General features: G+C 61.6%; 27 protein-coding genes and 1 tRNA gene. 11 read left to right on the forward strand and 17 right to left on the reverse strand.

Annotated features, from left to right (window positions below):
* Positions 1-516: 516 nt before the first annotated feature.
* Entirely contained in the window at positions 517-957 is a 441-nt protein-coding gene (locus PQT43_RS15715; RefSeq protein ID WP_102862742.1) for a hypothetical protein, read from the reverse strand.
* On the opposite strand from PQT43_RS15715, the gene trmL reads away from it, so the two are divergent.
* Entirely contained in the window at positions 956-1,411 is a 456-nt protein-coding gene (gene trmL, locus PQT43_RS15720) for a tRNA (uridine(34)/cytosine(34)/5-carboxymethylaminomethyluridine(34)-2'-O)-methyltransferase TrmL (protein WP_016963309.1), read from the forward strand. The two genes, PQT43_RS15715 and trmL, sit on opposite strands and share 2 nt — an antisense overlap.
* A 76-nt stretch (positions 1,412-1,487) precedes the next feature.
* Here trmL and secB read toward each other — a convergent pair whose 3' ends face one another.
* From secB to PQT43_RS15735, 3 genes are read right to left on the reverse strand one after another with little or no spacing between them, the layout of a single operon-like run.
* Entirely contained in the window at positions 1,488-1,970 is a 483-nt protein-coding gene (secB, locus tag PQT43_RS15725; RefSeq protein WP_102882125.1) for a protein-export chaperone SecB, read from the reverse strand.
* Positions 1,971-2,012: 42 nt separating this feature from the next.
* Positions 2,013-2,267: a glutaredoxin 3 gene (gene grxC, locus PQT43_RS15730; protein WP_102882126.1), complete on the reverse strand. Its 255-nt coding sequence runs from the start codon at positions 2,265-2,267 to the stop codon at positions 2,013-2,015.
* A complete protein-coding gene (locus tag PQT43_RS15735; RefSeq protein ID WP_102862740.1) occupies positions 2,267-2,680 on the reverse strand; it encodes a rhodanese-like domain-containing protein in 414 nt (137 codons plus the stop codon). Before PQT43_RS15735 ends, grxC begins: the two co-directional genes overlap by 1 nt.
* A 165-nt stretch (positions 2,681-2,845) precedes the next feature.
* Between PQT43_RS15735 and gpmI the strand changes: the two genes are divergently transcribed.
* The 5 genes from gpmI to PQT43_RS15760 all read left to right on the forward strand — a co-directional run bounded on the left by gpmI (position 2,846) and on the right by PQT43_RS15760 (position 9,297).
* Positions 2,846-4,381 (forward strand): 2,3-bisphosphoglycerate-independent phosphoglycerate mutase, encoded by a 1,536-nt coding sequence (gpmI, locus tag PQT43_RS15740; protein ID WP_115581419.1) that lies wholly within the window; start codon positions 2,846-2,848, stop codon positions 4,379-4,381.
* 185 nt (positions 4,382-4,566) lie between these two features.
* Positions 4,567-5,487, forward strand: coding sequence for a DUF1460 domain-containing protein (locus PQT43_RS15745; RefSeq protein ID WP_404941948.1), 921 nt, complete (start codon positions 4,567-4,569; stop codon positions 5,485-5,487).
* A 220-nt stretch (positions 5,488-5,707) separates the two neighbouring features.
* The gene (locus tag PQT43_RS15750) at positions 5,708-6,994 is read left to right on the forward strand and encodes a murein hydrolase activator EnvC family protein (protein ID WP_272754260.1); all 1,287 of its coding nucleotides are present in this window, start codon (positions 5,708-5,710) and stop codon (positions 6,992-6,994) included.
* A gap of 31 nt (positions 6,995-7,025) precedes the next feature.
* Complete coding sequence (locus PQT43_RS15755) at positions 7,026-8,336, forward strand: S41 family peptidase (RefSeq protein ID WP_110595366.1); 1,311 nt, start codon at positions 7,026-7,028, stop codon at positions 8,334-8,336.
* Positions 8,337-8,484: 148 nt separating this feature from the next.
* Entirely contained in the window at positions 8,485-9,297 is an 813-nt protein-coding gene (locus tag PQT43_RS15760) for a divergent polysaccharide deacetylase family protein (protein WP_253084302.1), read from the forward strand.
* A gap of 84 nt (positions 9,298-9,381) precedes the next feature.
* Here PQT43_RS15760 and PQT43_RS15765 read toward each other — a convergent pair whose 3' ends face one another.
* From PQT43_RS15765 to PQT43_RS15795, 7 genes are all read right to left on the reverse strand, one after another.
* Positions 9,382-10,137, reverse strand: a complete 756-nt coding sequence (locus tag PQT43_RS15765) for a substrate-binding periplasmic protein (RefSeq protein ID WP_272754261.1) — start codon at positions 10,135-10,137, stop codon at positions 9,382-9,384.
* A gap of 63 nt (positions 10,138-10,200) precedes the next feature.
* Complete coding sequence (gene hisF / locus PQT43_RS15770) at positions 10,201-10,971, reverse strand: imidazole glycerol phosphate synthase subunit HisF (protein WP_015633827.1); 771 nt, start codon at positions 10,969-10,971, stop codon at positions 10,201-10,203.
* 9 nt (positions 10,972-10,980) lie between these two features.
* A complete protein-coding gene (hisA, locus tag PQT43_RS15775) occupies positions 10,981-11,718 on the reverse strand; it encodes a 1-(5-phosphoribosyl)-5-[(5-phosphoribosylamino)methylideneamino]imidazole-4-carboxamide isomerase (RefSeq protein ID WP_007921811.1) in 738 nt (245 codons plus the stop codon).
* Positions 11,719-11,760: 42 nt separating this feature from the next.
* A complete protein-coding gene (locus PQT43_RS15780; RefSeq protein ID WP_102862732.1) occupies positions 11,761-12,021 on the reverse strand; it encodes a DUF2164 domain-containing protein in 261 nt (86 codons plus the stop codon).
* Positions 12,022-12,660, reverse strand: coding sequence for an imidazole glycerol phosphate synthase subunit HisH (hisH, locus tag PQT43_RS15785; protein ID WP_110595364.1), 639 nt, complete (start codon positions 12,658-12,660; stop codon positions 12,022-12,024).
* Positions 12,660-13,253: an imidazoleglycerol-phosphate dehydratase HisB gene (gene hisB / locus PQT43_RS15790; protein ID WP_011058736.1), complete on the reverse strand. Its 594-nt coding sequence runs from the start codon at positions 13,251-13,253 to the stop codon at positions 12,660-12,662. The genes hisH and hisB overlap by 1 nt, the downstream gene beginning before the upstream one ends.
* 237 nt (positions 13,254-13,490) lie before the next feature.
* Positions 13,491-15,152, reverse strand: a complete 1,662-nt coding sequence (locus PQT43_RS15795; protein ID WP_102882134.1) for an OFA family MFS transporter — start codon at positions 15,150-15,152, stop codon at positions 13,491-13,493.
* Between the two features lie 342 nt (positions 15,153-15,494).
* Between PQT43_RS15795 and PQT43_RS15800 the strand changes: the two genes are divergently transcribed.
* The 5 genes from PQT43_RS15800 (at position 15,495) to PQT43_RS15820 (ending at position 21,060) form a co-directional block, all read left to right on the forward strand.
* The gene (locus PQT43_RS15800; RefSeq protein WP_272754265.1) at positions 15,495-17,720 is read left to right on the forward strand and encodes an AsmA family protein; all 2,226 of its coding nucleotides are present in this window, start codon (positions 15,495-15,497) and stop codon (positions 17,718-17,720) included.
* On the forward strand, positions 17,717-18,784 hold the full coding sequence (gene mutY, locus PQT43_RS15805) for an A/G-specific adenine glycosylase (protein ID WP_272754266.1): 1,068 nt from the start codon (positions 17,717-17,719) through the stop codon (positions 18,782-18,784). Before PQT43_RS15800 ends, mutY begins: the two co-directional genes overlap by 4 nt.
* On the forward strand, positions 18,781-19,053 hold the full coding sequence (locus PQT43_RS15810; protein ID WP_047301095.1) for an oxidative damage protection protein: 273 nt from the start codon (positions 18,781-18,783) through the stop codon (positions 19,051-19,053). Before mutY ends, PQT43_RS15810 begins: the two co-directional genes overlap by 4 nt.
* A gap of 104 nt (positions 19,054-19,157) precedes the next feature.
* A tRNA-Phe gene (locus PQT43_RS15815) sits at positions 19,158-19,233 on the forward strand.
* Positions 19,234-19,329: 96 nt separating this feature from the next.
* Positions 19,330-21,060 carry a site-specific integrase gene (locus tag PQT43_RS15820; RefSeq protein WP_272754267.1) on the forward strand — a complete coding sequence of 577 codons (1,731 nt, stop codon included), beginning with the start codon at positions 19,330-19,332 and terminating at the stop codon, positions 21,058-21,060.
* Here PQT43_RS15820 and PQT43_RS15825 read toward each other — a convergent pair.
* From PQT43_RS15825 to PQT43_RS15850, 6 genes are all read right to left on the reverse strand, one after another.
* Complete coding sequence (locus PQT43_RS15825; protein ID WP_272754268.1) at positions 21,031-21,336, reverse strand: type II toxin-antitoxin system Phd/YefM family antitoxin; 306 nt, start codon at positions 21,334-21,336, stop codon at positions 21,031-21,033. The genes PQT43_RS15820 and PQT43_RS15825 overlap by 30 nt on opposite strands.
* Before the next feature lie 2 nt (positions 21,337-21,338).
* Positions 21,339-22,112 (reverse strand): BRO-N domain-containing protein, encoded by a 774-nt coding sequence (locus tag PQT43_RS15830; RefSeq protein WP_272754270.1) that lies wholly within the window; start codon positions 22,110-22,112, stop codon positions 21,339-21,341.
* Complete coding sequence (locus PQT43_RS15835) at positions 22,109-22,306, reverse strand: hypothetical protein (protein WP_272754271.1); 198 nt, start codon at positions 22,304-22,306, stop codon at positions 22,109-22,111. The genes PQT43_RS15830 and PQT43_RS15835 overlap by 4 nt, the downstream gene beginning before the upstream one ends.
* Positions 22,303-22,572, reverse strand: coding sequence for a hypothetical protein (locus PQT43_RS15840; protein WP_253083673.1), 270 nt, complete (start codon positions 22,570-22,572; stop codon positions 22,303-22,305). The genes PQT43_RS15835 and PQT43_RS15840 overlap by 4 nt, the downstream gene beginning before the upstream one ends.
* Entirely contained in the window at positions 22,569-22,775 is a 207-nt protein-coding gene (locus PQT43_RS15845) for a hypothetical protein (protein ID WP_272754272.1), read from the reverse strand. Before PQT43_RS15845 ends, PQT43_RS15840 begins: the two co-directional genes overlap by 4 nt.
* A gap of 78 nt (positions 22,776-22,853) precedes the next feature.
* Positions 22,854-23,342 (reverse strand): ribonuclease H family protein, encoded by a 489-nt coding sequence (locus PQT43_RS15850; protein WP_272754273.1) that lies wholly within the window; start codon positions 23,340-23,342, stop codon positions 22,854-22,856.
* Between the last annotated feature and the right edge of the window lie 30 nt (positions 23,343-23,372).

Consider the following 23,372-nt stretch of genomic DNA (forward strand, 5'->3'; position numbering starts at 1 on the left):
AGGCCTGGCCTTCAAATCTGAAAATTATCCCTTCGAAAACGCAAAAGCCCCGGATTCCGGGGCTTTTGGCTTTTTGTCCAGGCAATTCATGCAGCACTAGCCAGAGTTGGCACGGCCCCTGCAATAACCCCATCACTACCCAGTTTAGGGGACCTTGGTACAGGCAGGCCGGGGATTCCCCTCTTTAATACCCGGCCCATCACGCTCACAGCGACGGGCCACGTTTTCGGGAACCTCGGTACAGGCAGGCCGGGAATTCCCTCTTTAACACCGGGCTCATCACGCGCATCGCGACGAGCCCAAGGTTTCGGGAACCTCGGTACAGGCAGGCTGGGGCTTCCCTCTTTAACACCGGGCTCATCACGCTTTGAGCGACGCGCCCACAACCCTTTCGGGGACCCTGGTACAGGCAGGCCGGGAATCCCCTTCTTTACACCGGGACTCATCGCCCCCCAAGGCGATCAGCCCCTCCCACTTTTGGGGGCCTTGGTACAGGCAGGCCGGGGTTTCCCTCTTTTATTCCTCCCGCAGGTGGATCGCCAGGCGCCAGCGCCCCTCCACCTCGCTACCCGCCCAATCGCCCCGCAGCGGACGGGCGGCCACCAGATTCAGCAACAAGCCCCGGTCCGCCAGGCGCACCCGCCAGTTCACATTCTTCTGATTGACCTGTAGCTGACCGTTCTGCCCGCGCCCCTGGGCGTCGAACAGCAACGCCACGGCGCCGTCGATATGTTCGCCGTGAACCTTGGGCTCATGGTTGAACCACAGCACCAGGCCATCAGCGGCCACCTCGACCTGCTGCAACTCCACAGGATCGGGCTGGGTCAAGCGGCCAATCATCAGCCCCACCATCACCCCGACAATCGCCAGGGAGCCGAATACCTTCGGCATTAGCTTCGGTCGCGGGTCTTCTTCAGGCGTAGAATGCAGCCTGTCTTTCTCTTCGGAGCCGTGCATGTTTCACGTCATCCTCTTTCAACCAGAAATACCGCCGAATACCGGCAACGTTATCAGGCTATGCGCCAACAGCGGCTGCCACCTGCATTTGATCGAGCCGCTGGGTTTCGAAATGGACGACAAGCGCCTGCGCCGCGCCGGCCTCGACTATCACGAATACGCCACCTTGCAACGCCATGCCGACCTCGCCAGTTGCCTGGAAAGCCTCGGCCATCCGCGCCTGTTCGCCTTCACCACCAAGGGCTCGCGGCCCTTCCATGACGCCAGCTTCAAGGAGGGCGACGCCTTCCTGTTCGGCCCGGAAAGCCGTGGCCTGCCGGCGGACGTACTGGACGCCCTGCCCGGCGAACAACGCCTGCGCCTGCCCATGCGCGAAGGCTGCCGCAGCCTGAACCTGTCCAACACCGTGGCCGTGGCCGTCTATGAAGGCTGGCGCCAACTGGGCTTCAAGTAACCATGGTTGGGACAGCTGACGCCCGAGCATGAAAAAAGCGCCGTTACAGGCGCTTTTTTCGTACCGCAACCCGTACTTACTGAACGGTGTTGTCGCCGGCGGACTGCAGGCGTTGCAGTTCCTGGGCGTACAGCGCGTCGAAGTTCACCGGAGCCAGCATCAGCGCAGGGAACGAACCACGGGTCACCAGGCTGTCCAGCGCTTCGCGAGCGTAAGGGAACAGGATGTTCGGGCAGAAGGCACCCAGGGTGTGGCTCATGGAAGCCTCGTCCAGGTTCTTGATCAGGAAGATACCGGCTTGTTGCACTTCAGCGATGAAGGCCACTTCGTCGCCGTTCTTCACGGTCACGGACAGGGTCAGCACCACTTCGTGGAAGTCGGCTTCCAGGGCTTTCTGGCGGGTGTTGAGATCCAGGCCGACGCTTGGCTCCCACTGCTGACGGAAGATGGCCGGGCTTTTCGGCGCTTCGAAGGACAGGTCACGCACATAGATGCGCTGCAGGGAGAATTGCGGTGCGCTTTCGTCTTCGGCAGCAGCAGTGTTCTGTTGGTCAGTCATCTCAGATCCTTCTTGATCTTGGGGTCTATAGGGTTAGGAATTTCAGGCCGCCAGCAGCGCGTCGAGCTTGCCGGCGCGCTCCAGGGCAAACAAATCATCACAACCACCTACATGGGTGGCACCGATCCAGATCTGCGGTACGGACGTGCGTCCGGCCTTCTGAGCCATATCGGCGCGCACCTGCGGCTTGCCATCGACCTTGATCTCTTCGAAGGCTACGCCTTTGCTCCCGAGCAGATGCTTGGCCCGCGAGCAATAAGGGCAGTAATCACTGGAGTAGACGATGACCTTGGGCATTACTTCACCAATGGCAGGTTGTCGGCTTTCCAGCTGGACACACCGCCAGACAGTTTGGCCGCGGTGAAACCGGACTTCAGCAGCTCACGGGCGTGGGTGCCGGCGTGCTGGCCTTGGGCATCCACCAGGATGATGGTCTTGGCCTTGTGCTTCTCCAGCTCGCCGACGCGGGCGGCCAGCTTGTCCTGGGGAATGTTCAGCGCGCCGACGATGTGGCCGGCGGCGAAGTCCTTGGACGGACGGATATCGATCACTACGCCCTGCTCGCTGTTGACCAGCGCAGTCAGTTCACGGGTGCTGAGGCTGCGGCCACCGCGGCTCAATTCATGAGCGATCAACAGAGCCAGCAGGATGGCGAAGGCGCCGACGAGCAAGTAGTGTTCAGTGGCGAATTGAATCAGGTGAGCAACCATCTAAGGAGGTTCCAGGGCGTTAAAATGTCGGCCAGTATACACAGCCCTCAAGGTCGGCCAAACCCCGCCCGGCGGTGACGCCATTGGAACTTCGCTTTAAACTGCCACTCCGTTTTTCCACACCTCCTTTTTCAACACTTCCCTATCCAGCCACGAGTGGACGCCATGACTACCACGCCTAAACCTTTGGTCCTGATGATTCTGGATGGCTTCGGTCACAGCGAGAGCCACGAATCCAATGCCGTCTATGCGGCCAAGAAGCCAGTCCTGGACCGCTTGTGCGCCAGCATGCCCAACGGCCTGATCTCCGGTTCGGGCATGGACGTCGGCCTGCCGGACGGACAGATGGGCAACTCCGAAGTCGGCCACATGAACCTGGGCGCCGGTCGCGTGGTGTATCAGGACTTCACCCGGGTGACCAAGGCCATCCGTGACGGTGAGTTCTTCGAGAATCCGACCATTTGCGCGGCCGTGGACAAGGCCGTGGCCGCCGACAAGGCCGTACACATCCTCGGCCTGCTGTCGGACGGCGGCGTGCACAGCCACCAGGACCACCTGATCGCCATGGCCGAACTGGCCTTCAAGCGCGGCGCCGAGAAGATCTACCTGCACGCCTTCCTCGACGGTCGCGACACGCCGCCAAAAAGCGCTCAGTCGTCCATCGAACTGCTGGACGAGACCTTCAAGACCCTGGGCAAGGGCCGCATCGCCAGCCTGATCGGCCGTTACTTCGCCATGGACCGCGACAATCGCTGGGACCGTGTGGCCCAGGCCTACAACCTGATCGTCGACGGCCAGGGCCAGTTCAACGCCGCCACCGCCCAGCAAGGCCTGCAGGCCGCCTACGCCCGTGAAGAGAGCGACGAATTCGTCAAGGCCACCACCATCGGCGAACCGGTCAAGGTCGAAGACGGCGACGCCGTGGTGTTCATGAACTTCCGCGCCGACCGCGCCCGCGAGCTGACCCGGGTCTTCGTCGAGGACGACTTCAAGGACTTCGAACGCGCGCGCCAGCCCAAGCTGGCCGGCTTCGTCATGCTCACCCAGTATGCCGCCAGCATCCCCGCGCCGGCGGCCTTCGCTCCAGGCAGCCTGGAAAACGTACTGGGCGACTATCTGGCGAAAAACGGCAAGACCCAGCTGCGCATCGCCGAAACCGAAAAATACGCTCACGTGACCTTCTTCTTCTCAGGCGGCCGTGAAGAGCCGTTCCCGGGTGAAGAACGCATCCTGATTCCGTCGCCGAAAGTCGCCACCTACGACCTGCAGCCAGAGATGAGCGCTCCTGAAGTCACCGACAAGATCGTCGATGCCATCGAGCACCAGCGTTATGACGTGATCATCGTCAACTACGCCAACGGCGACATGGTCGGCCACAGCGGTGTGTTCGCAGCTGCGGTGAAAGCCGTGGAATGCCTGGACCTGTGTGTCGGACGCATCGTCGACGCCCTGGAAAAGGTCGGCGGCGAAGCCCTGATCACCGCCGACCACGGCAACGTCGAGCAAATGTCCGACGAGTCCACCGGTCAGGCCCACACCGCTCACACCACCGAGCCGGTGCCTTTCATCTATGTGGGCAAGCGTGCGCTGAAAGTCCGTGAAGGCGGGGTCCTGGCGGACGTGGCGCCCACCATGCTCAAACTGCTGGGCCTGGCGCAGCCTGAAGAGATGACCGGCAAGTCGATACTGCTGGACGCCTGAAACTGAAGCTGGCTGTTTCCTGCACAAACGCCCGATACGCCGTATCGGGCGTTTGCGTATCAGCAGCAGCCTTTGCCTCGCAGCCTCTCCAGCTGATGAGCGCACCCAGGCAGCACCACCCGCAGCACTGCTGCACAAATAGTAATAATTATCAGTTACGATTGTGCAGCATCTGGAGAAACCGAATGAACAAGACCGCTGTATTTTTTTTAGCCTCCGTTCTCGCAGGTTGCGCCAGCCCCGCTCCTGTTGAACACAAACACACAGCTGAAGTGGCTGCGTTCGAAGATCAGCGCCCCTCGGTAGAAATGGACAGCTACACCGCCGAGAAACTGAACGCCCTGCTCAAGGTTCGCCAACAGGCCGGGGCGCAAAGCACGGGCCAACTGAGCGAGCAGATTTCACGGGCGTTCATGCACACGCCTTACGCAGCGAACATGTTGCAGGGCTCGGCGACCCTGGCAGAGAAGCTGGTCGTCGACTTCAGGGGCCTGGATTGCTTCACCTACCTGGATTACGTCGAGGCCCTGCGAAAATCCACCGACCAGGACAGCTTCATCAAGAACCTCATCCAGACCCGCTATACCGGCGACGGCGTGCACTATGCAGACCGCCGGCACTTCTTCACGGACTGGGCGCATGCCGGGCAACCGCTGACCGAAGACCTGACTGCGCAGTTGAGCGCAGATGCGGTGACCGTGACCAAACACCTCAACCAAAAGGCCAACGGGGACCTGTACCTGCCAGGCCTGCCCCTGGTCGACCGCGACATTACCTACATACCCAGCACGTCGATTGACGAGCAGTTGCTCAGCCGCCTGCAGACTGGCGACTACATCGGCATCTACACCCATCTTGCGGGCCTGGACGTCACCCATACCGGGCTCTTCATCAACACCGCCAACGGCCCCGTGCTGCGCAATGCATCGTCCAAGAAGATGCAACGCGAGGTCATGGATTCACCCTTCATGGAATACGTGCAGAACATCCCGGGCATCGTGGTGTTGCGAACCCGACAAGACGGCCAGGCTTTCACACCGCAATCGGCGCCGGAAATCGACGCGCAATCAGCACGGCAACCCAGCCAGGCGCTCACCCACGGCTGATTGCCAACGGCGATCAGCCGCCAGCCACGTCAGCGAACGGGCCTTGCTTGATCGGGGTTTGCGGCAATAACCACCTGCACCCTGATAGCAAATGGCCCAATAACCGCCCGGAAACGGCTTTTTATGACGAACGCCGCAAAGCAGTTGGCTTTGAGGCGTTTTTTTTGCAGCGATGGGCGGGCATACTAGACCGTCCCTTTCCCTGGTGTCGCCCGCCTCTATGCTTCGCGCCCTGATTGCCCTTGCTCTGATCTGCCTGCTCCAACCGGCTTTTGCCGATGAGCGCGCGCAAACCCAACAACAGTTGGACGCCACGCGTCAGGACATTGCCGAGCTGAAAAAGCTGCTGGGCAAGCTGCAGGAAGAAAAGTCCGGTGTGCAGAAAGAACTGCGCGGCACCGAGACCGAGATGGGCAAGCTGGAGAAGCAGGTCGAAGCCCTGCAGAAAGAGCTGAAGAAAAGCGAATCCGAGCTGCAGCGACTCGATGAGGAGAAAAAAAAACTCCAGAGCGCGCGCACTGAACAGCAACGACTGATCGCCATCCAGGCCCGCGCGGCCTACCAGAACGGGCGCCAGGAATACCTCAAGCTGCTGCTCAACCAGCAGAATCCGGAAAAATTCGCCCGCACCCTGACCTATTACGACTACCTGAGCCAGGCGCGCCTGGAGCAGTTGAAGAGTTTCAACGAGACCCTGCGTCAGCTGGCCAATGTGGAAAAGGACATTTCCCTGCAACAGGCCCAGTTGCTGGTGCAGAAGAGCAGCCTCGACAGCCAGCGTGAAGAACTCGACAAAGTGCGCAAGGAGCGCCAGCTGGCCCTGGCCAAGCTGAACAACGACGTGAAGGCCCGGGACGACAAGCTCAAGGCCCGCGAACAGGACCAGGCCGACCTGGCCAAAGTCCTGAAAACCATTGAAGAAACCCTGGCTCGCCAGGCTCGCGAGGCAGAAGAGGCGCGTCAGAAAGCGCTGATCGCCCAGCAGGAAGCCGAAAAAAAGCGTTTACGTGAGGCCCAGGCCGACGCCAGCGATGCCCCGCGCAAGCCCGTCAGATCAAGCCCGGGCGCCTTGGTTTCCAGCGCCGGCCCTTCCTTCGGCGGTGCATTTGCTGCAGCCCGGGGAAAACTTCCATGGCCAGTTGATGGTCGACTGCTGGCACGCTTTGGTGAAACCCGTGGCGACGACTCCCGTTCCAAGTGGGACGGGGTGATGATCAGCGCCGCCGCCGGCAGCCAGGTGCACGCCGTGCACGGTGGCCGGGTAGTGTTCGCCGACTGGCTGCGCGGCGCCGGGCTGCTGGTGATCCTCGATCATGGCAACGGTTACCTGAGTCTCTACGGACATAACCAGACACTGCTCAAAGAAGCCGGTGATGTGGTCAAGGCCGGAGAGTCCATCTCCACAGTGGGCAATAGTGGCGGACAGGACACTCCTGCGCTGTACTTTGCAATTCGTCAGCAGGGCCGCCCCAGCGACCCGGCACAGTGGTGCCACGCGCAAGGATAAGCGCTGCATCTAAATTAGGAGTTCGTTCGACATGCTGCATTTGTCCCGCCTTACCTCGCTGGCCCTGACGATCGCCCTGGTGATCGGAGCGCCTCTGGCGTTTGCCGCCGAAACCGCTCAATCAGCGACCGCCGCGACCACCAAGGCACCTTTGCCGCTGGAAGAACTGCGCACCTTTGCCGAGGTCATGGACCGGATCAAGGCGGCCTATGTCGAACCCGTGGATGACAAGACCCTGCTGGAGAATGCCATCAAGGGCATGCTCAGCAACCTCGACCCGCACTCGGCCTACCTGGGGCCGGAAGACTTCGCCGAACTGCAGGAAAGCACCAGCGGCGAATTCGGCGGCCTGGGCATCGAAGTCGGCGCCGAAGACGGCTTTATCAAAGTGGTCTCGCCCATCGACGACACGCCGGCGTCCAAGGCCGGCATCCAGGCCGGCGACCTGATCGTCAAGATCAACGGCCAGCCGACCCGCGGCCAGACCATGACCGAAGCCGTGGACAAGATGCGCGGCAAGATCGGCCAGAAAATCACCCTGACCCTGGTGCGCGACGGCGGCACGCCGTTCGACGTGACCCTGGCCCGCGCCACCATCCAGGTGAAGAGCGTGAAGAGCCAGTTGCTGGAGTCGGGCTACGGCTACATCCGCATCACCCAGTTCCAGGTCAAGACCGGCGAGGAAGTCTCCAAGGCCCTGGCCAAGCTGCGCAAGGACAACGGCAAGAAGCTCAACGGCATCATCCTCGACCTGCGCAACAACCCGGGCGGCGTGCTGCAGGCCGCGGTGGAAGTGGTCGACCACTTCATCACCAAGGGCCTGATCGTCTACACCAAGGGCCGCATCGCCAACTCCGAGCTGCGCTTCTCCGCCACCGGCAAGGACGAAAGCGAAGCCGTGCCGATGGTGGTGCTGATCAACGGCGGCAGCGCCTCGGCATCGGAAATCGTCGCCGGCGCCTTGCAGGACCAGAAACGCGCGGTGCTGATGGGCACCACCAGCTTCGGTAAAGGCTCGGTGCAGACCGTGCTGCCGCTGAACAACGACCGCGCGCTGAAGATCACCACCGCCCTGTACTTCACCCCCAATGGCCGCTCGATCCAGGCCCAGGGCATCGTTCCGGACATCGAAGTACGCCGCGCCAAGATCACCAGCGAGGCCCAGGACGGCGAGTACTTCAAGGAAGCCGACCTGCAGGGCCACCTGGGCAACGGCAACGGTGGTGCCGACAAGCCAAGCGGCTCGTCGAGCAAGGCCAAGCCAATGCCGCAGGATGACGACTACCAGCTGGCCCAGGCCCTGAGCCTGCTCAAAGGGCTGAGCATCACTCGCGGCAAGTGATTGAACCCTTCGCCGGCAAGCCGGCTCCTACAGGAGCTGGCTTGTGTAGGAGCTGGCTTGTGTAGGAGCTGGCTTGTGTAGGAGCTGGCTTGCCAGCGAAGCGCCTGCCAGGGCGCCCATTCCCCTATAAGGCCCGACCCCGACCCTCATGATTTCCCACCGCCACACTCTGTTCCGCTCGCTCTGGGCTCCGCTGTTCGCCCTGCTGTGCCTGGCCCCCCTTTCCCAGGCCCGCGCTGCCGAACCCGCAGTACCAGCTGTGCCCAAGGCCTACCTGAGTCTGATCATCGACGACCTCGGCCAGAACCTGCCCCGTGACCGCCGCGTACTGGCCCTGCCCGGCCCGGTCACCACGGCGATCATGCCCGACACGCCCCACGCTGCCGAATTCGCCCGTGAGGCCCATCGCGCCGGCAAGATCATCATCCTGCACATGCCCATGGACCCGGCCACCGGCCCCTTCGCCTGGCACCCCGAGCTGCCCATCGAAGAGCTGCAAAAACGCCTGGACGCCGCCTTCCAGGCCGTGCCCTACACCAGTGGCATCAACAACCATATGGGCAGCCGCATGACCGCCCAGCCCCAGGCCATGGCCTGGCTGATGGCCGACTTGCAGCGTCGCCACAAATTCTTCGTCGACAGCCGCACCAGCGCCCAGACAGTCGCCGCCGCACAAGCGCAGAAGATCGGTCTGGCCAGTGTTTCACGGGATGTGTTCCTGGATGACGAGCGCACCGAGGCGGCAATTGCCCAGCAGTTGCAGACGGCGATCAAGCTGGCGCGCAAACAGGGTTCGGCGGTGATGATCGGCCACCCTTATCCCCAGACCCTGGCCGTGCTCGAACGCGAACTGCCCAAGCTCAAGGCCCAGGGCATCGAATGGATCGATATCAAGTCGATGATCAGCCTGCGCAGCAACGAAGCCATGGCCGGGCATGGCAAGAACGGCAAGTACAGATAGGGCAGCGACAAGCCTCAAGCTGCAAGCCAACGCGCCGCCGACCTGCTGTTATTTGTAGCTTGCCACTTGCAACTTGCCGCTGATCTAGAGATAGCGCCCCATGATCTCCTCCACCATCCCCTCTTTGCGCATCTGCTCCAGAGCAGCCTGAAGCTTGTCCACTACCTCATCAGGCACGTCCTTGTTCAGGGCCAGGTACAGCTCGGCGCTATTGAAGCGCAGCACGGTCTTGAGACCGGTGATGCCTGCCTGCTTGGCCAGGTAACGTCCGGCCGGGTCGCCGGTGGCCCAGAGGTCGATCTGACCCGCCACCAGCTTCTTGGCATTGTCCTGGTCGCGCAGCACCACCTGGGGTGCCAGGCCCTGCTTGGTCAGCGTCTCGGCAATGGCATCGCCCTTGTAGGCGCCGATCTTGTATTTGCGCGCCTGTTCCAGGGATTCGAGGGTGATCTTGCTGCCGGCCTTGGCCAGCATGATCCAGTCATCCGGGCCGATGGGGCCGACCCACTTGAACAGCCGTTCGCGGTCCGGCAGGCGCGCCATGACGAACACGCCATAGCCGGGTTGCTCCAGAGCCATCTTGTAGATGCGTTCCCAGGGGAAGCGCAGGGTCAGGCTGTAGTTGACCCCGGCACGCTTGAACATTTCGCGGACGATATCCACGGCAATACCGTCGATATTCTCGCCTTGAGCGAAGTTCTTGCCGTTCTTGGCCATGTTGTAGGGGGGGAAGTTTTCCGTCAGCAGCACCAGGGAGGTGTCGGCGGTTTCAGCGGCGCGGACCAAGCTGCCAAGGAGCAGAGAAGCGCTGGCGACAACCACAAGAAGACGTTTGAACATGACGGGATACCAGAATCCATGGCGTGCCCAAGAGTGCCGCGAGCACGCCATGCTGTCCAGTGGCTATCGCACAACAATCCCGCGCTGAGCCATATAGGCCTTGGCCTCGGGAACCGTGTATTCACCGAAGTGGAAAATGCTCGCCGCCAGCACCGCACTGGCGTGGCCTTCGATGATGCCGTCGGCCAGATGCTGGAGGTTGCCGACGCCGCCGGAAGCGATCACCGGAATCCCCAGCGCATCGCTGATGGCCCGGGTCACGCCCAGGTCGAAGCCGTTTTTCATGCCGTCCTGATCCATGCTGGTCAGGAGGATTTCGCCAGCACCCAGGCCTTCCATCTTCTTCGCCCACTCCACCGCATCCAGCCCGGTGGGCTTGCGTCCGCCATGGGTGAAGATCTCCCAGCGCGGGGTTTCGCCCGGACCGGAGACCTTCTTCGCATCGATGGCGACCACGATGCACTGGGAGCCGAAATGCTGCGCCGCTTCGCCGACGAACTCGGGGTTGAACACCGCCGCGGTGTTGATCGAGACCTTGTCCGCGCCGGCATTGAGCAGGTTGCGGATGTCCTGCACGGTGCGCACGCCACCGCCCACGGTCAGCGGGATGAACACCTGGCTGGCCATGCGCTCGACGGTATGCAGGGTGGTATCGCGCCCATCGACGCTGGCGGTGATGTCGAGGAAGGTGATCTCGTCGGCGCCCTGCTCGTCGTAGCGACGAGCGATTTCCACCGGATCACCAGCGTCACGGATGTTCTCGAACTTGACGCCCTTGACCACCCGGCCGTTATCCACGTCCAGGCAAGGGATGATGCGTTTGGCCAGTGCCATGGCGAGTCCTCAGCCTTGGTACGAATCGCAGAAAGCCTGGGCTTCTGCGACATCGAGGGTGCCTTCATAGATCGCGCGACCAGTAATGGCGCCGATGATTCCCGGAGCCTTGGCATCCAGCAGGGCCTTGATGTCGCCCAGGTTGTGGATACCGCCGGAAGCGATCACCGGGATCTTGGTGGCCGCCGCCAGGGCCGCGGTGAACGGCACGTTGCAGCCCTGCATCATGCCGTCTTTGGCGATGTCGGTATAAACGATGGCGGACACGCCGTCGGCTTCGAAGCGCTTGGCCAGGTCTATCACTTGCACGCTGCTGACTTCAGCCCAGCCGTCGGTGGCGACGAAACCGTCCTTGGCGTCCAGGCCAACGATGACCTTGCCCGGGAAAGCGCGGCAGGCTTCTGCCACGAACTCCGGCTCCTTGACCGCCTTGGTGCCGATGATCACGTAGCTCACGCCAGCCTTCACATAGTGTTCGATGGTTTCCAGGGAGCGGATGCCACCACCGATCTGGATCGGCAGGTTCGGGTAACGCTTGGCGATCGCGGTAACCACCTCGCCGTTCACCGGCTGACCTTCGAAGGCACCGTTCAGGTCCACCAGATGCAGACGGCGGCAACCGCCTTCAACCCACTTGGCAGCCATGCTCACCGGGTCGTCGGAGAACACCGTGGAATCTTCCATGCGGCCCTGGCGCAGACGTACACAGGCACCGTCTTTAAGATCGATAGCGGGAATAATCAGCATCTGGCAAACCTTCAAATTCGATTGTTCAGCTTCACTCGAAAATCAATTTTTCTCGAGCGCCCACAGATCGCTTTCGATGCTCTCGAACCTCTCTTTGAGGTGCGTCTGCACATCGAAAATCGCCCTGTTGTAATAGTGCGGAGCAATTTCGCGAGTAAAGAGTTCAAGAATCTCCGCCGCCTCGAACGAGCCCAGGTCGAGCTCGAAGCGCTCCTCCATGAAGCGCTTGATCTTGTGCGTCGCCTCACTTTCCTGTTCGGCAGTGAGGCGCAGTATCGGCGGCTTGGATTTCTTGATCGCCATTTACCAGCGACCGTCCCAGGCAGCGAAGTTCTGCAGCAACTGCAGGCCGTGGGTATGGCTCTTTTCCGGGTGGAACTGCACGGCGAAACGCGAGCCTTCGGCCAGCGCTGCTGCGAAGTCCACGCCATAGTGACCGCTGCCTACCACCTGCCGGGCATTGCCGGCATGGATGTAGTAGCTGTGCACGAAGTAGAAGCGCGCCCGGTCCGCAATGTTGTGCCACAGCGGATGGTCCACCGCCTGCTGCACTTCGTTCCAGCCCATGTGCGGCACCTTCAGGTGCTCGCCGTCCTCGATCAGGCCCTTGCCGAAGAACTTCACCTGGCCGGGAAACAGGCCGATGCAGTCAACGCCCTCGTTCTCTTCGCTGTGGTCGAGCAAGGCTTGCATGCCCACGCAGATTCCGAGGAAAGGACGATCCTGGCTGACTTCGCGCACCAGGGTGTCGAAGCCCAGGCGACGGATCTCGGCCATGCAATCGCGAATGGCGCCCACGCCGGGAAACACCACCCGGTCGGCTTCGCGAATCACGTTGGCATCGCTGGTGATCAGCACCTTGCCGGCGCCCACGTGCTCCAGGGCCTTGGCCACCGAGTGCAGGTTGCCCATGCCGTAGTCGATAACGGCGACGGTCTGCATTACAGCACGCCCTTGGTGGACGGCATCTGGCCGGCCATGCGCTCGTCCAGCTCCACCGCCATGCGCAGCGCGCGGCCGAAGGCCTTGAACACTGTCTCGATCTGGTGGTGTGTGTTGGTGCCGCGCAGGGTATCGATGTGCAGGGTCACGTTGGCATGGTTGACGAAGCCCTGGAAGAATTCCTGGAACAGGTCAACGTCGAAACCACCGACAGTGGCGCGGGTGAAGGGTACGTGCATCTGCAGGCCGGGACGGCCGGAGAAGTCGATCACCACGCGGGACAGGGCTTCATCCAGCGGCACATAGGCGTGACCGTAGCGACGGATGCCCTTCTTGTCGCCGATGGCCTTGCTGAACGCCTGGCCGAGGGTGATACCGACATCCTCCACGGTGTGGTGGTCGTCGATATGCAGGTCGCCCTTGCTTTCGATGTCCAGGTCGATCAGCCCGTGCCGGGCGATCTGGTCCAGCATGTGCTCAAGGAAGGGCACGCCGATATCGAATCGGGCCTTTCCGGTGCCATCCAGGTTGATCGAGGCTTTGATCTGGGTTTCCAGAGTGTCGCGCTCGACAGATGCCTTACGTTCGGCCATCACCAGCTCCGCAAAATCATTGGGCGAAAAAGGCGAATAGTATAGGCCCGACGGCGGCCAAACAGAAACACGCTGGACAATATCCTGACGGGCACCAGCCAATGGCTACGGGGCTGTACCTGTCATGACAACTGTAGAAACTGACTTGCTGGTGAAGGTGCCAGGCCTACAAGACCGAGGCACCTTGTGCACCGGCAAGCCGGCTCCTGAGCAGGAGCGGGCTTGCCGGCGAAGCCATCAATGGAACAGCACCGCCGTCTTCTGCAAGGTCACCCACACCCCCCAGGCCAGGGGAATGCCCACCACCAGCCAGGCAGCGATCACCACCGGCAGACTGGCGGACGAAGCTTTCCACTCCAGCACGACACTGCTGTCAGCGCCCTTGTCATGGCCCAGGGCCTGCTCGGCCGCCAGTTGCTCGTCGGTCATGAAGTACTTGTCGGCCACCGGGCGCACCAGCAGGTTGCACAGGAAACCCAGCACCAGCAGACCGGCCAGGATGTACAGCGTGATGTCATACGCCGCGGCGCGTTCAACGCCGATGCTCAACTGATACTCGCGCAGGTAGTTCACCAGCACTGGCCCCAGCACTCCGGCCGCCGCCCAGGCGGTCAGCAGGCGACCGTGGATCGCGCCTACCATCTGGGTGCCGAACAGGTCTGCCAGGTAGGCCGGCACTGTGGCGAAACCGCCGCCGTACATCGACAGGATGATGCAGAACGCCGCCACGAACAGAGCGATATTGCCCAGATGGCCGAGGTTCGGAATCAGCGCGTACAGGGCAAAGCCCAGGGCGAAGAACACGAAGTAGGTGTTCTTGCGACCCAGGTAGTCGGAGAACGACGCCCAGAAGAACCGCCCGCCGATGTTGAACAAGCTCAACAGACCGGTAAAGCCGGCGGCAATCGCGGCGATCTGCGCCAGTTGCCCGGCGTCCAGCTGGCTGAAGCTCAGATCGTTGCCCAGCAGCTTGCCGGCGAACACCTCCTGCAGCAGCGGCGAGGCCATGCCGAGGATGCCGATACCGGCCGATACGTTGAGGCACAGCACCAGCCACACCAGGCGGAACTGCGGGGTCTTCCAGGCCACGTTCACGTGCACGTGGCGGTGAGTGATCATCGCATTGGCGGCTTTTTTCGCCGGAGCGGTCCAGCCCTCAGGCTTCCAGCCGGTAGGCGGAACCCGGTAGGCCAGGGCGCCACCGATCATGAACACGAAGTAGATGGCGGCCATCACCAAAAAGCTCTGCCACACGCCGACACTGGTGGGCGTGGCGAAATGGCTCATCAGGGCTGCGGCCAGAGGTGCGCCGACCATGGCGCCACCGCCAAAGCCCATGATCGCCATGCCGGTGGCCATGCCGCGCTTGTCCGGGAACCACTTGATCAGGGTCGACACCGGGGAGATGTAGCCCAGGCCCAGGCCGATACCGCCGATAACCCCGGAGCCGATCCACATCAGCCAGATCTGGTGGGTATAGACCCCCAGCGCCGAGATCAGCAGGCCGCCGCACCAGCACAGCGCCGATACCACACCGGCCTTGCGCGGCCCGGCATGTTCCAGCCAGCCACCCCAGATCGCTGCCGAACAGCCTAGGAAGATGAAGAACAGGGTGTAGATCCAGCCGAGCATGGAAATCGGCCAGTCACACTGGGACGAAAAGACCTGCTCGATAAAGCCCATGCCCGGCGCGCACGCCACTGGCGCGCTGATGCCCAGCGCCTTGGACAGTGGCAGCCAGAACACCGAGAAGCCGTAGGCCATGCCGATGCACAGGTGAATGGCCAGAGCGGCCGGTGGGACCAGCCAGCGGTTGAAACCGGGCTTGGCAATGATGCGCTCTTTGGACAAGAACGCTGGCTGAGCGGCCGGGCTGGCCACCGCAGTGCTAGAGCTCATGGATGTTTCCCCCAATTATTAGAATTGTTCATCGGCCACTCCCCTGCGACGACCTTGGCACGCAGGCGCGGTCGTTTTATGAGTAAAGCTCCCTTTGGGCAGGCGCGACATTCAGTCGCAGAAGGACGGACGAACCGCGAGAGGTTACCATTTGCGACAAACTAAATACCCAAACTGGCATCACCTTTTTTCCCGCGACTGCTTCGCCCGCAGGCCAGGCCTCTGGCAAAAAAATGGCCGTTACAACGAAAAAACCTCTAACAGCAATGGGTGACCAGTCGCCAGGTTCAGAGCGTTATACTCCCTGGCTAAATTTTGAATTCGACACACAAGGACTCGCCCATGAAAGCGTTCGGCAAAATCCTGGGTCTGGTAATTCTCGGGCTGTTGCTGATCATCGTGGCTCTGGGCTTCGCCCTGACCCACCTGTTTGATCCCAACGACTACAAAGAAGAGATTCGCCAGATTGCCCGCGACAAGGCCCACATCGAGCTGACGCTCAATGGCGACATCGGCTGGAGCCTGTTCCCCTGGCTCGGCCTGGAACTGCACGACGCCGGCGTAGCCACCCTGGCCAACCCGACCCAACCTTTCGCCGACCTGCAGATGCTTGGCCTGTCGGTCCGGGTACTGCCGCTGCTGCGCCGTGAAGTGCAGATGAGCGATGTGCGGGTCGAAGGCCTCAACCTGCGCCTGAACCGCGACAAGGATGGCCACGGTAACTGGCAGGACATCGGCAAGGCCGCCCCTACCGACAAGCAGGCCCAAACCCCGGCCACCAGCACCGGCGAAGCGGGCCAGCCCAACGTCGGCACAGACAAGCCTTCGCAGCCCATCCGCCTGGACATCGACAGCTTGACCGTGAACAACGCCCGGGTTGAGTACAACGATGAACAGACCGGCAAGCAGTTCACCGCCGAAAGCATCCAACTGAGCACCGGGCCAATTCACGAAGCCAGCAACACCCCGGTCAAGCTCACCGCATTCCTGGCCAGCAACCAGCCTGCCGTGCGGGTACGCACCGAGCTCAATGGCGAGCTGCGCTTCGATCGCGCCCTGCAGCGCTACCAGTTCGAAGACATGCGCCTGTCCGGCGAGGCCACCGGCGATCCGCTGCAAGGCAAGACCGTGACCTTCGCCGCCCAGGGCCAGCTGTTGCTGGACAAGGCCGCCAACGTCGGCCAGTGGACCGGTTTGAAAATATCCCTCAACCAGTTGCGCGCCCTGGGCGAACTCAAGGTCAATGACCTGGACAAGACCCCGCAGATCAGCGGCGGGCTCTCCATTGCCCAGTTCGACCTGGCGAAATTCGTCGACAGCATCGGCCAGACCCTGCCGGCCATGGCCGAAGGCAGTCTGAGCAAGGTCGAGCTGGTCAGCCGCCTGCAAGGCACGCCCAGCAGCCTGGCCCTGGAAGACCTGAACCTGAAGCTCGACGACAGCACCTTCAGCGGACGCCTGGCGATCGAGGATTTCGCCAAGCAATCCCTCCGCGCCCAGCTCAAGGCCGACACCTTCAACGTCGACCGTTACCTGCCGCCCAAATCGGCCGAAGCCAACAGTGCCGCCACGGCGCGCAAAGCCGAAGTGCAAAGCAGCGAAGCCGACGCCATGGCGGGGGCCGGCACCACGCCGCTGCCCAGCTCGCCGACCAAGGGCGCCTGGAGTACCGACAAACTGCTGCCGGTGGAGCGCCTGAACAAGCTCGACGTCGACGCCGACCTGAGTTTCGGCCAACTGATCCTGGACAAGCTGCCGATTCAAAACGCTGCGCTCAAGGCCAACGGCCAGGGCGGCCTGCTCAAACTGTCCAGCCTGCGCGGTGAGCTGTACAACGGCAGTTTCGAGGCCAGCGGCAATCTCGACGTGCGCCAGAGCACACCGCAGTTGAGCCTGCAAACCAAGATCAACCGCGTGCCGGTGGAACGCATCCTCGAAAGCCAGGGCCAGAATCCTCCGGTCAAAGGCCTGGTGACCCTGAACAGCAACCTCAGCGGCAGCGGCAACAGCCAGAAGGCGCTGATCGACAGCCTCAACGGTACTGCCAGCTTCGTCATCAACAACGGCGTGCTGCTCAACGCCAACATCGAACAGCAACTGTGCCAGGGCATCGCGGTGCTCAACCGCAAGAACCTCAGCAGCACACCACGGGGCAAGGACACACCGTTCCAGGAGCTCAAGGGCAACCTGACGTTTCGCAACGGCGTGGCCAGCAACCCGGACCTGAAAGTGCGCATCCCCGGCATGACCGTCAACGGCAATGGTGATATCGACCTGCGGGTGCTGGGCATGGACTACCGGGTCGGCATCGTCGTCGAGGGTGACCTCAGCGATAACCCGGACCCGGCCTGCCAGGTCGGTGAACGCTTCGCCGGCGTTGAACTGCCCCTGCGCTGCCGCGGCCCACTGGAGCTGGGGGCCAAGGCCTGTCGTTTGGACAAGGACGGCCTGGGCCAGGTAGCCGCCAAGCTGGCCGGTGACCGCCTGCAACAGAAGATCGACGAAAAACTGGGTGACAAGGTCAGCCCGGAACTGAAGAACGCACTCAAGGGGCTGTTCAAGCGATGAGAGCCGAGGCCTTTGCACCGGCGGTGCTGGACTGGTACGACCGCCATGGTCGTCATGACCTGCCCTGGCAGCAGAACATCAACCCGTACCGGGTGTGGGTGTCGGAGATCATGCTGCAACAGACCCAGGTCAGCACCGTACTCAACTACTTCGACCGCTTCATGGCCTCGCTGCCCACGGTGCAGGCCCTGGCCGAAGCCCCGGAAGACGAAGTGCTGCACCTGTGGACCGGCCTGGGCTACTACACCCGGGCGCGCAACCTGCAAAAGACCGCGAAGATCGTCATGGCCGAATACGGCGGCGAGTTTCCCCGGGATGTGGAAAAACTCACCGAGCTGCCGGGCATCGGCCTGTCCACCGCCGGCGCCATCGCCAGCATCAGCATGGGCCTGCGGGCGCCGATCCTCGACGGCAACGTCAAGCGGGTGCTGGCACGCTTCACCGCCCAGGAGGGCTACCCGGGGGAACCCAACGTGGCCAAACAGCTGTGGGCCACTGCGGAACGCTTCACGCCTCACAGCCGGGTCAACCACTACACCCAAGCGATGATGGACCTGGGGGCGACCCTCTGCACCCGGAGCAAGCCCAGCTGCCTGCTGTGCCCCCTGGAGCGCGGCTGCGAAGCCCACATGCTCGGCCTGGAAACCCGCTACCCGATTCCCAAGCCGCGCAAGGAGGTGCCGCAGAAGCGCACCCTGATGCCATTACTGGCCAACCGCGAAGGCGCCATCCTGCTTTATCGGCGCCCCTCCAGCGGCCTCTGGGGCGGCTTGTGGAGCCTGCCGGAACTGGATGGCCTGGACGACATCCCGCACCTGGCATCGCAGCACTCCCTGGAGCTGGGCCAGCAACAGCAGATGCCCGGCCTGGTCCACACCTTCAGTCACTTCCAGCTGGCCATCGAGCCCTGGCTGATCCGGGTCGAAGAGTCGGCGCTGCACGTCGCCGAGGCCGACTGGCTCTGGTATAACCTCGCCACCCCGCCGCGCCTGGGCCTTGCCGCCCCGGTGAAAACACTGCTCAAACGCGCGGCCGAAGTCTTGAATGCAGGAGAGTCGTCATGACCCGCACCGTAATGTGCCGCAAGTACCAGGAAGAATTGCCGGGCCTGGAACGCCCCCCGTACCCGGGCGCCAAAGGCCAGGATATTTTCGAACACGTCTCGGCCAAGGCCTGGGCTGACTGGCAGAAACACCAGACCCTGCTGATCAACGAAAAACGCCTGAACATGATGAATGCCGAAGACCGCAAATATCTGCAGGGCGAGATGGACAAATTTTTCTCCGGCGAGGAATACGCCAAGGCCGAAGGCTACGTGCCGCCGGCGGAGTAAACCCACGGAAAATCGGGGGCGGAACGTAAGCGGCGGTAATAATTAAACTTTTTTTCAAAACTTGCTTGACGCCCCCCTGAAAAACCCGTTTAATGCGCCCCGTTGCCCAGATAGCTCAGTCGGTAGAGCAGGGGATTGAAAATCCCCGTGTCGGCGGTTCGATTCCGTCTCTGGGCACCAAATACCGAAACCCCTGATTCCGCAAGGTCTCAGGGGTTTTTCATTTGTGGAGAGCTGTAACCCGCACCTTGACTGGTACACATTGCGGGTACACACATGGCATTCATGGCACAACCCTGGAAGCACCCTAGCGGCATCTACTACATCCGCCGCCGCATCCCCGACGACATCAAGTCCATCCTAGGCAGAGGTGACTTTTACAAGGTCAGCCTTCAGACCCGCGTCCCCGCCGAAGCCAAGACCAGGTTCGCAGCCGAATGGCGTAAAGCCGACCAACTTTTTGACACGGCACGTCTACAGCTCCGCATAGGAGTACAGCTCACAGCAAAGGATGCTGTCCAACTGGCAGCACGGTGGGCGCATCGAGAACTCCATGAAATGGAACAGTCTGGCGTGTATTCGTCCTGGCTCGTCACCCACAGCGGCGGAGCCTTTGAGACTCTAGGAGAGTTCTATGGCTCCGGCCACAGCGTCCCTACCTTCCTCGCCGCGTCCGGCATACAGTCGCGACTGCTTTCCGACATTGAGCAGGAACTAGCGCGCTACAACCGCCCTCTCGTGCCCATCGACTCGGTCGCTTACCGCCATCTGCTAGAAGCCTTCGCTGCTCAGTTGCTGCGGCTGTCGGAGGCAGCCCTTGATAGGTCACACCACGACCACGTCACCCCTCTCCAGGCGCCGCCTCCGGCCCCTCTCAGCTTTGAAGCCCCGCACAATAAGGCCCCACTGCTGTCACACTTCTTTGAGGACTGGAAGGCATATGTTTTGAAGATTGGGAATGGTGGCAGGGACGTAACCAAACGAGTTGCGGAATATGGCGGCACCGTCAAAGTGTTCATTGAGCTGAATGGCGATCTGCCAATCGATGCCATCACCCGAACGACCGCCAGTACATTTGCCACCGACCTCCTCAAAATGCCTACCGGCGGGACAGGACGACGCGCTATGACAGCTCGTCAGCTAATCGCAAGGGCGGAAACCGAAGGTCTCCCCACGCTCGGGCGCCTAACCGTCAAGAACCGCCTTATGGCTCTTTCGGCAGTGCTCTCCCATGCCGTCCGCTTGGGTATTTTGGCGGAGAATGCCGTCACGGCATCCGGGGTTACAGGCGAACTGTCCAAGGCCGCACATAAAGCTGGTAGAACCGCTACCCGCAAGCACTACACCCGACAGGAGCTGAAACAGATATTCAGCAGCCCAATCTTCCACGACTCCTGGAGACCGCCAAGGGCATCGTTCGGCGAAGCGTGGTACTGGATTCCGCTGCTACTGTGCTACACAGGCGCCCGCCGGGAGGAGATCGCACAACTTAAAGCGGGCGAAGTGCAGCGCAATGAGGATGGCGTCTGGTTTCTGGATTTGCTTTCAACGCCCGACGAGGACGGAGACATCGACCTTCGTACGCTTAAGACGGCGGGCAGCCACCGCAAGGTTCCGCTACATCCCGACCTCATCGAGCTTGGTTTTCTGAAGTACGTAGACAACCTTCCAAAGGCAGGGGCTCTATTCCCACTGCTTGAAGCGAATCATGCCGGTTACTTCGGCCACAACTTCGGCAAGCGATGGTCGGCGTACCTGAAGACGGTAGCTCAGTTGGAAAGCAACGTCAGACCGTCGCACGGGTTCCGCCACTCGTTCATTACGCTATGCCGGGAAGTAGGCGTGCCCGAGGAACTCCGTGACGCTCTAACAGGCCACGACAACGGTGCCGTCAGCCGCAAGTATGGGGAGCGGGCGCTACTACCTCAGCTTCTGGAGCAACTGAAGATGCTGCCGAGCATTGCACGCGAAGCTGGCCTACTGCCCACCCTTGTCGCCATCACCTGACTTGGTCGGTCCTGACCCTGCGACGGAGCTGCCTTCAGGGAATATTTCGCCAGCATAAAACAGGTCTTCAAGCTCTTTATCCACAGCGCTGGAAGCTTGGGCGTCTAAGATGTGCTGACCTTTCAAGGCGCCAATGCGTGGCAACGTCGGTTGAAACGCGACAAGCTTCACCAACGGCTCTCCGTCACGGGTGACGACAACTTCTTCGCCGTTGTATGCCCGCTCGACGTACTGCTCGAAATTGGCCTCCAGCTCGGCGTAGTCGATGTGGTGCATGCTTAGCTCCGGTCAGTGCTTGTTGACCGATGGTAGCAGGGAAAGCGCTGGCCAGCCTCCAGGACCACCACTTTGGAATAGCCCAGGTGGTCGTAGGTTTCGTCGAACAGGACGCCCTTGAACCTGGCGTAGACAGACCAGTGGCCTGGCTTCTTGTGGAGGTATTGCATGTCGTACAGGCGGGTCTGGACGGCGTTAACCGCCACGCCTGGGAGCTTGCGGCAGAAGTCGACCACGCCCAGGGCTTTACGCTTGGCCAGCGCCTGGCCCACGGTAGCGGCCGGGAGGAGGGCTTCATTGGTGATAGCCAGGGCTTGCTTGTCCCGGGCCAACTGGTCGCGCTCCTGGGTCAGACGGTCGACCTTGCGGGTCATAATCGTCATAGCCCGCATGACCAGCTCGTCTTCGGACAGCTCGCCGGTCGCTACCTTCTCCTCCCCCATGACATAGGCGCCGTCCTTGCGGATGGCTGGGAGGACTACCCGCGTGACCCAATCCTGGAAGGCTTTGGCCTCGGGCTTGTCGCTGCGCATGACCAGCTTGTAGAGGCCGGATTCGCTGACCAGGACCATAGGTTTTCCGGGGATCCCAGTTAAGTGACTGCGATTCACTTTGGTGACTTCGTCGGCGGCCAGGCGGACGTAGACGTTGCCCATACCCGTGGTACGGCCGTACAGCACGTTCAGAACATCGGCCCCCACAAACCAGGGGGCGCCGTCCTGCTCGATGACGCGCACGTCCACGGGGCCGAAGGCGAAGTTTTGCACCTGGTTCATACAGCAGCCTCCACCAGCCGCGTGGCGTGTAGGCGCTGCGTGAAGTGGTGCATGTAGGACAGGGTGCCCAGGGCCGTCAGAGGCTTAATTTCGTGGAGGCTTTGGCGTACCCGCTCAATGTCGTCAGCGTTGTAGCCGTCGACCTCCAGCAGCTCCTGGAACAGCTCCAGGATTTGATCCATGCGACGCTTCATACCCGGGCCTCCACCGAAGGGCCTTTGTACTTCTCGGAGGTGGCCTGGGCGGGGTAGTCCCAGTACTTCTCGGAGGCGTCCAGGCGGGCCTTGTACCAGGCGATGTACTGCTCCCAGTACAGCTTCGGGTCGTTCACCGCCCGGTCAGGCACGGCGAGTTCGAACAGGTGGATCAGGATGCTTTCGTGGTCGTTCAGCTCGTCGCGTTGTTCCAACATGCACTTGCGCATGCTGACGATGTACGGATGGTCAGGATTGGTATTCATACCTTGCCCTCCAGGAGCCCGCGAATGTTGGTTGCGGCCTTCTCGGCGGCTTTGGCTTCGTCACGAAGGGCGTTCGCCTGGTCGTCCAGGGCTTCAGCCTGTTCCACCTTCAGGTCGGCCTGGTCGTGGTTGCGCTTGGCCAGGTCTTCCAACTGCTGGACCACCTTCTGGAAGCCCTTCAGGATGCTGTTGAAGGCTTTCATGCGGAGGCTCGGTTCACTAAAGTACCCGCTAAAACGACAGGGGGATGGATGTACAAGCCCCATCCACCCCATCAGCTATTAGCTTGCGGTGTTAGCCATGGTCAGTTCAAAAACGCACTCTCCGTTAGCTCCCCGACAGGCCAGGGTGTCGGCTTCCTCATTGCCCAAGTTGCCGGCGTGCCCCTCGACCCAAATAAATGTTACTTCCCGCTGCTGAATGAACTGGTCGATTTGCTCCCACAGGTCGCGGTGTTCAACAGGCTTCTTGCTACTCGTCTTCCAGCCCTTGGCCTTCCAGTTGGGCAGCCATTCGTTCGCCCCTTTGACCACAAGCTGAGAGTCGCTGTAGAGCGTGATAGGCATAGGTTTGTTGCACCGCTTCAGCGCCTCCAGGGCTGCCAGCAACTCGGCTCTGTTGTTGGTCTGGGGCTGGTTACGAGGGACCGGAGCGGCAAGCTTCAGTGTCTTGCCCTCGGGGTTGGTGATGTAGGCGCCCCAGCCAGCTTTGGCGTTGGGTTTTCCGTTGTTCGGGCAGGCGCCGTCGACGTAAGCAATGTACGTGGTCATGGATTGATGTCCTTTGATGTTTCGAGTTCG

The organism is Pseudomonas sp. BLCC-B112, from assembly GCF_028550695.1.
Taxonomy (GTDB): Bacteria; Pseudomonadota; Gammaproteobacteria; order Pseudomonadales; family Pseudomonadaceae; genus Aquipseudomonas; species Aquipseudomonas danubii.

Coding starts and splice junctions, on each gene's coding strand:
- gpmI (WP_115581419.1), top strand. CDS start 2,846: ATGACTACCACGCCTAAACCTTTGGTCCTGATGATTCTGGATGGCTTC.
- PQT43_RS15825 (WP_272754268.1), bottom strand. CDS start 21,336: ATGCACCACATCGACTACGCCGAGCTGGAGGCCAATTTCGAGCAGTAC.
- PQT43_RS15760 (WP_253084302.1), top strand. CDS start 8,485: ATGATTTCCCACCGCCACACTCTGTTCCGCTCGCTCTGGGCTCCGCTG.
- PQT43_RS15850 (WP_272754273.1), bottom strand. CDS start 23,342: ATGACCACGTACATTGCTTACGTCGACGGCGCCTGCCCGAACAACGGA.
- PQT43_RS15795 (WP_102882134.1), bottom strand. CDS start 15,152: ATGAGCTCTAGCACTGCGGTGGCCAGCCCGGCCGCTCAGCCAGCGTTC.
- PQT43_RS15755 (WP_110595366.1), top strand. CDS start 7,026: ATGCTGCATTTGTCCCGCCTTACCTCGCTGGCCCTGACGATCGCCCTG.
- PQT43_RS15750 (WP_272754260.1), top strand. CDS start 5,708: ATGCTTCGCGCCCTGATTGCCCTTGCTCTGATCTGCCTGCTCCAACCG.
- PQT43_RS15765 (WP_272754261.1), bottom strand. CDS start 10,137: ATGTTCAAACGTCTTCTTGTGGTTGTCGCCAGCGCTTCTCTGCTCCTT.
- PQT43_RS15735 (WP_102862740.1), bottom strand. CDS start 2,680: ATGGTTGCTCACCTGATTCAATTCGCCACTGAACACTACTTGCTCGTC.
- PQT43_RS15715 (WP_102862742.1), bottom strand. CDS start 957: ATGCACGGCTCCGAAGAGAAAGACAGGCTGCATTCTACGCCTGAAGAA.
- PQT43_RS15820 (WP_272754267.1), top strand. CDS start 19,330: ATGGCATTCATGGCACAACCCTGGAAGCACCCTAGCGGCATCTACTAC.
- hisF (WP_015633827.1), bottom strand. CDS start 10,971: ATGGCACTGGCCAAACGCATCATCCCTTGCCTGGACGTGGATAACGGC.
- hisB (WP_011058736.1), bottom strand. CDS start 13,253: ATGGCCGAACGTAAGGCATCTGTCGAGCGCGACACTCTGGAAACCCAG.
- PQT43_RS15840 (WP_253083673.1), bottom strand. CDS start 22,572: ATGAATACCAATCCTGACCATCCGTACATCGTCAGCATGCGCAAGTGC.
- PQT43_RS15835 (WP_272754271.1), bottom strand. CDS start 22,306: ATGAAGCGTCGCATGGATCAAATCCTGGAGCTGTTCCAGGAGCTGCTG.
- PQT43_RS15830 (WP_272754270.1), bottom strand. CDS start 22,112: ATGAACCAGGTGCAAAACTTCGCCTTCGGCCCCGTGGACGTGCGCGTC.
- grxC (WP_102882126.1), bottom strand. CDS start 2,267: ATGCCCAAGGTCATCGTCTACTCCAGTGATTACTGCCCTTATTGCTCG.
- trmL (WP_016963309.1), top strand. CDS start 956: ATGTTTCACGTCATCCTCTTTCAACCAGAAATACCGCCGAATACCGGC.
- hisA (WP_007921811.1), bottom strand. CDS start 11,718: ATGCTGATTATTCCCGCTATCGATCTTAAAGACGGTGCCTGTGTACGT.
- mutY (WP_272754266.1), top strand. CDS start 17,717: ATGAGAGCCGAGGCCTTTGCACCGGCGGTGCTGGACTGGTACGACCGC.
- PQT43_RS15845 (WP_272754272.1), bottom strand. CDS start 22,775: ATGAAAGCCTTCAACAGCATCCTGAAGGGCTTCCAGAAGGTGGTCCAG.
- hisH (WP_110595364.1), bottom strand. CDS start 12,660: ATGCAGACCGTCGCCGTTATCGACTACGGCATGGGCAACCTGCACTCG.
- PQT43_RS15745 (WP_404941948.1), top strand. CDS start 4,567: ATGAACAAGACCGCTGTATTTTTTTTAGCCTCCGTTCTCGCAGGTTGC.
- PQT43_RS15810 (WP_047301095.1), top strand. CDS start 18,781: ATGACCCGCACCGTAATGTGCCGCAAGTACCAGGAAGAATTGCCGGGC.
- PQT43_RS15780 (WP_102862732.1), bottom strand. CDS start 12,021: ATGGCGATCAAGAAATCCAAGCCGCCGATACTGCGCCTCACTGCCGAA.
- PQT43_RS15800 (WP_272754265.1), top strand. CDS start 15,495: ATGAAAGCGTTCGGCAAAATCCTGGGTCTGGTAATTCTCGGGCTGTTG.
- secB (WP_102882125.1), bottom strand. CDS start 1,970: ATGACTGACCAACAGAACACTGCTGCTGCCGAAGACGAAAGCGCACCG.